The 5,766-nt window shown below is 59.5% G+C and carries 6 protein-coding genes; 3 read left to right on the top strand and 3 right to left on the bottom strand.

Translation table 11 applies throughout. The annotated features are described in order from the left end of the window. Together AC6RA8_RS13950 and AC6RA8_RS13955 are read left to right on the top strand one after the other, a co-directional pair. Positions 1-240, top strand: a 240-nt coding sequence (locus AC6RA8_RS13950) for a cytochrome c-type biogenesis protein (RefSeq protein WP_500353345.1), incomplete at its 5' end; no start/stop codon positions are given. Positions 241-309: 69 nt separating this feature from the next. Next, positions 310-1,086, top strand: a complete 777-nt coding sequence (locus AC6RA8_RS13955; protein ID WP_500353346.1) for an enoyl-CoA hydratase-related protein — start codon at positions 310-312, stop codon at positions 1,084-1,086. Positions 1,087-1,113: 27 nt separating this feature from the next. On the opposite strand, the gene AC6RA8_RS13960 is transcribed toward AC6RA8_RS13955, so the two are convergent. The 3 genes from AC6RA8_RS13960 to gltX all read right to left on the bottom strand — a co-directional run bounded on the left by AC6RA8_RS13960 (position 1,114) and on the right by gltX (position 5,096). Further along, positions 1,114-2,142 carry a calcium-binding protein gene (locus AC6RA8_RS13960; RefSeq protein WP_500353347.1) on the bottom strand — a complete coding sequence of 343 codons (1,029 nt, stop codon included), beginning with the start codon at positions 2,140-2,142 and terminating at the stop codon, positions 1,114-1,116. Positions 2,143-2,295: 153 nt separating this feature from the next. Further along, complete coding sequence (gene gltA, locus AC6RA8_RS13965; protein WP_500353348.1) at positions 2,296-3,591, bottom strand: citrate synthase; 1,296 nt, start codon at positions 3,589-3,591, stop codon at positions 2,296-2,298. 104 nt (positions 3,592-3,695) lie between these two features. After that, on the bottom strand, positions 3,696-5,096 hold the full coding sequence (gene gltX, locus AC6RA8_RS13970; RefSeq protein ID WP_500353349.1) for a glutamate--tRNA ligase: 1,401 nt from the start codon (positions 5,094-5,096) through the stop codon (positions 3,696-3,698). 80 nt (positions 5,097-5,176) lie between these two features. Here gltX and AC6RA8_RS13975 point away from each other — a divergent pair. Next, positions 5,177-5,766: DUF4131 domain-containing protein (locus tag AC6RA8_RS13975; RefSeq protein WP_500353350.1), on the top strand; the 590-nt coding region annotated here is incomplete at its 3' end.

A 5,766-nucleotide genomic window follows, 5' to 3' on the forward strand; every position in this document is an offset into this window, starting at 1 on the left:
GGGCAAAGCAACGCACAGATCGTTGATTTCTTTGTCGAACGCTACGGAGAGTTCGTTCTGATGACGCCCCGCACATCCGGGTCCAACTGGATGTTGTGGGCCGCTGGGCCGCTGATGTTCCTGCTGGCTGCCGGTATTGGCTTTGGCTACTTGCGCGGGCGCAGTCGTGCACCTGTTACGGCAGACGCCGGGTTGAGCGATGAGGAAACCCGTCGTTTGCGCGAGATTATCGACGAGTGACTGCGCGTCGAGGCTTTTCTAAACTGATCGGTTTGATATTGAGGATCGGAACCTGAAGGGACACCGGCCATGAAGTACGAGACGCTCACCTATGAAATGGAAGACGGCGCAGCGATTATTACGCTGAACCGGCCCGACGTGATGAATGCGCTGACGACGCAGATGCGGGCGGAGATCGAGGTGGCGGTGACCCATGCGGGCAAGACAGCGCGCGTTGTTGTGTTGACCGGGGCAGGGCGTGCCTTTTGTTCGGGCCAGGATTTGGGGGATCGCGCGAATGCGTCCGACTTGGATCTGGAACGCACACTGCGCGACGAATACACACCGATGCTGAACGCGATTGTGGATTGCCCGGTCCCCACAGTGGCCGTGGTCAACGGAGCAGCCGCTGGGGCCGGGGCGAACCTTGCGCTGGCATGCGATGTGGTGATTGCGTCGGAGAGCGCGTATTTTTTGCAAGCCTTTACCCGGATCGGCCTGATCCCGGACGCCGGGGGGACCTATGTGTTGCCGCGCACGATGGGCATGGCCAAGGCGATTGGAGCTGCATTGTTTGCCGAAAAGATCACGGCCCGCCAGGCGGACGCGTGGGGCATGATCTGGGAAGCGGTGGCCGATGAGGGGTTCGAGGAACACTGGAAAGCGCGTGTCGCGCATCTGGCGAACGGCCCGACCAAGGCCTTTGCCGCCGCCAAACGTGTGATCCGCGCAAGCTGGGGCAACGACCTTGAGGCGCAGATGGCATCAGAAGCGTCTGAGCAGGGCGATTGCGGCCAAAGCCGTGATTTCCGCGAGGGTGTGCTGGCCTTTGTCGAGAAACGCAAACCGAGTTTTGAGGGGCGCTGACTCACGCGGAGCCAGCGCCTTGACCGGTTAGACCGTTGTATTGGGATCGAGCACCGAGACAGGGATACCGGCGATAAAGCCGATGTCGTTCGTCGATAGCGATCCTGCTGCCCCGTTCACAATCGTAACAGGTTGACCATTCAGGGCGACAATTGCGTCGTCACCTGCTGTCAGGACAGAAACGCTTGCTGGTATCGCAGCATCTGGATCACCGAGAATGAAGATAAAGTCTTCTCCGGCGACGTAATCCGTGATCGTGCGCAGGCCCTGATCTCCTGACAGGGCGTCCGCGAAAATCCCGAATTCATCCTCGCCCTCACCACCGGTTGCGATGTCTCCGCTTCCGATGAGCAATGCGTCGTTGCCGTCCCCGCCGTTCAATGTATCGGCGGCGTTGTCTTCCGCGTCACTGACGTCAAGCAGGCCATCGTCCAAGTCTTCCAGCCGGGCAGCTTCAACAAAGCTCAGCACCCCATCCCGCAGACCGGCGAGTTCGAATTCCGACAGGTCGATCTCGGCGAGGTTGCCGCCCATGATCAAGTCAGGACCGCCGCCGCCCTCAAGTGAATCGGCGCCAGTCCCGCCAACCAAAGTGTCTTCTCCGAACCCCGCCACAATGGTGTCACTGTCGTCGCCGCCTTCAAGCCAGTCCCGACCAACACTACCGGTCAGCCTGTCATCGCCGCCGCGACCTTGCGCAAAGTCATCGCCCTGGCCGCTGGCGATTGTATCATCGCCGGGGCCACCGATGATCACGTCGTCGTCCGCCTGACCCAGAAGTCGGTCATCACCGGCGTTGCCCACAATGCGGTCGTCACCTGCGCCGCCTTCGATCGTGTCCGAAGATGCGTCACCGTTGATTGCGTCTTCACCACCACCGCCGATCAGAAGGTCCGCCCCCTCTGTCCCGTTGATGAGTTCTGACTCTTCGGTGCCGGTGACTTCTACACCGTCTGGCTCTGTGGCCGAGTCGTTGGACCTGTCGTCGTCGTCATCCACAAGGCTCACGATCAGGCCAATGCCCAGCAACGTCAGAAGAGTTAAACCAATTACCATATCAACACCCCCCAGTGTTTTGTTTTTTCTGGGGCGGTGCCACGTCCTCTGTCAAGCAGATACGGGTATTGTCGACGGCGACGAAACGATGCAGCAAAACTGATTGAATTGACCGAAGAAAAAGCCCCGCGCTGGGCGGGGCTTTTGCTGGGATCAGCGGTTTTCGATGTCCACGTAATCGCGGGAGGTCTCACCCAGATAAAGCTGGCGCGGCCGACCGATTTTGTTCTGCGGATCGGCGATCATTTCCTTCCACTGCGAGATCCAGCCAACCGTGCGGGACATCGCAAAGATGGGCGTGAACATCGAGGTGGGGAAGCCCATCGCTTCGAGGATGATGCCGGAGTAGAAGTCCACATTCGGGAACAGCTTCTTCTCGGCGAAATACGGATCCTCCAGCGCCTGTTTTTCCAGTTCCTTGGCAACTTGCAGGATCGGATTGTTGTCGACCCCGAGCAGCTCCAGAACCTCGTCGGCAGACTGTTTCATCACAGTCGCGCGCGGGTCGAAGTTCTTGTAGACGCGGTGACCGAAGCCCATCAGGCGGAACGGATCATCCTTGTCCTTGGCGCGGGTGATGAATTCAGGGATGCGATCGACGCTGCCGATTTCCTTGAGCATTTCCAGACACGCCTGGTTCGCGCCACCATGGGCAGGACCCCAGAGGCAGGCGATGCCCGCGGCGATACAGGCGAACGGATTGGCTCCTGACGACGACGCCAGACGCACAGTCGAGGTCGACGCGTTCTGTTCGTGATCCGCATGTAGAGTAAAGATGCGATCCATCGCGCGGCTCAGGATTGGGTTCACCTCGTAATCCTCTGCCGGGACGGCAAAGCACATGCGCAGGAAGTTGGATGCGTAATCCAGATCGTTGCGCGGATAGATGAACGGCTGTCCGATGGAGAACTTGTAGGCCCAGGCCGCAATTGTCGGCATCTTGGCGATCAGGCGGATCGAGGCGACCTCGCGCTGGTGTTCATCGTGGATGTCCGTTGAGTCGTGATAGAATGCCGACATCGCGCCGACCACGCCGGTCATGATCGCCATCGGGTGCGCGTCACGGCGGAAGCCACGATAGAAATACTGCATCTGTTCGTGCAGCATAGTGTGGTTTGTCACTAGGCTTTCGAATTCTTCCAGCTGCGCAGCCGACGGCAGTTCACCGTAGAGCAGCAGGTAGCACACTTCGAGATAGTGAGATTTGCCTGCAAGTTGGTCGATTGGGTATCCGCGGTGCAGCAGAACGCCCTTACCACCATCGATAAAGGTGATGGTGCTGTCGCAGCTGGCGGTCGAGGTAAAGCCCGGGTCATAGGTGAACACGCCCGCTTGGCCATAGAGTTTGCGGATGTCCAGCACATCGGGGCCGGCGGTAGGCGAGTGGATGGGCAGGTCGAAGCTGTCTTCACCAATTGTCAGGGTTGCGGATTTTTGGGTATCGGCCATCAGGGTCGTTCCTTTCGTCGCGTGGCGGGCATGCCCGCCTGGGGCCGCGGTAGACCCGCGTGCCCATCGTTAGACTGCGCACCATGAACGATTGATGAACCTCGTCAGGCGGCAGCATCCTCAAGCCTGGCAAGGGTTTCTTCGCGCCCCAGCACCAGCATCATGTCAAAGACCGAAGGCGTTACGGCCCGACCTGCAAGGGCGGCCCGCAACGGGCCTGCCAGCTTGCCGAATTTCGTGTCCTGTGACGCAGCAAAATCGTTCAGGACCGCCTCCAAACTGTCACGGGACCAAGTAACGGTTTGCAGCTGCGGCGTCAATTGCGACAGTATACTACGGGATACCGTATCAAGTGCTTTTGATGCCTTTTCATCCGGTGCAATTGGCCGCTCTGTCAGGATAAAATGCGCTTTTTCAATCAGTTCTGGCAAGGTCTTGGCTCGTTCTTTGACGTAGGGCAACGCGTTCAGTAGCCCGTCTTTTTGCGATTGTTTCAATGGTTCTAGATCGGCGGCCTGTAAATATCTTTCAATTTCTTGCTGCAATGCAGCGTCTTCCGTTTGCGCGATGTGTTGCCCGCTGAGGTTTTCGAGCTTCTTAACGTCGAAGCGGGCGGGGCTTTTCCCGATGCCGCCAAGGTCAAACCATTCCTTTGCCTGCGCATCGGTAAAGAACTCGTCATCGCCGTGGCTCCACCCCAGGCGCGCAAGGTAGTTGCGCATACCGGCGGCGGGATAACCCATGACCTGATACTCTTGCGCCCCAAGCGCACTGTGCCGTTTCGACAGTTTTTTGCCGTCGGGTCCGTGGATCAGCGGAATATGTGCCCAAACGGGGATATCCCAACCCATAGCATTGTAGATCATCATCTGTCGCGCGGCGTTGTTCAGATGATCGTCGCCGCGGATCACATGTGTGACGCCCATGTCGTGGTCATCCACCACAACGGCCAGCATGTAGACAGGTGTACCGTCCGCGCGCAGCAGAACCATGTCGTCCAACTGGTCGTTCCGAATGGTCACATCGCCTTGCACTTCGTCATGGATGACTGTGGTGCCTTCTTGAGGTGCCTCGATCCGTACAACGAACGGTGCATCAGGGTGGGTGGCAGGGTCAGCGTCGCGCCAGGGTGAACGGAAGAGGGTCGATTTGCCCTCGGCCCGTGCGGCTTCGCGGAAGGCTGCAATCTCTTCCTGAGTCGAGAAGCATTTGTACGCTTTGCCTTCTGCCAGAAGCTGATGCGCGACCTCTGCATGGCGATCAGCGCGTGCGAACTGGCTGATCACCTCGCCATCATGGTCCATGCCCAGCCAAGCCATCCCATCGAGGATCGCCTGTGTCGCCTCGGGGGTCGACCGCGCGCGGTCGGTATCTTCGATCCGCAGTAGGAAGGTTCCGCCACGCCCACGTGCATACAGCCAGTTGAACAGCGCCGTCCGTGCCCCGCCGATGTGAAGGAACCCCGTGGGTGAAGGGGCAAAGCGGGTGACGACGGGCTGGGACATGGTGTGCGTTTACCTTTGTTTAACCACGGTGGGTCTACGGTTTGCGCTCCTGATACTCACCATGGGCGAGAGGGGCAAGCATGGGGCATGGCCTGGGATTTCGCCACGTGATGCTGATCCAGCGCGGCCACCTGTTTGGATGGTGCCCGGTTGGAATGGCCTGTGGGATTGCACTGTTTTTCGGGCTTCGGTTTGAGCCATCGGTGGCGTTGATCCTGAGTGTCGGGGTGGCGGGTGCAGGGGCTGCGTTTGTGTCCTGGCGCATTGGCGAGGTGATGTCGCCCGCATTCGTGTTCCTGACAATGATTGCTCTTGGTTTTGTCCTGGCCGGATGGCGGGCGCATTCGGTGGCGGGGCCGGTGCTGGACTGGCGTTATTATGGACCTGTGGAGGGGCGTATCGTCGGTATGGACCGCAGTGCATCCGACGCCGTGCGCCTGACCCTGGATCACGTCAAGCTTGACCGCGTTGCGCCGTTCGAAACGCCAACGCGCGTGCGCATTTCATTGCATGGCGATGCGGATCTGGGTGTGAAACCCGAACCGGGCTTGCGGATCATGACAACCGCGCATCTTGAGCCGCCGGGTGGCCCGGTGGAGCCGGGTGGTTTTGATTTCCAACGCCATGCCTGGTTTGCCGAGCTGGGCGCCGTGGGCTACACCCGCGTGCC

The sequence above is a fragment of the Tateyamaria sp. genome, assembly GCF_059783535.1.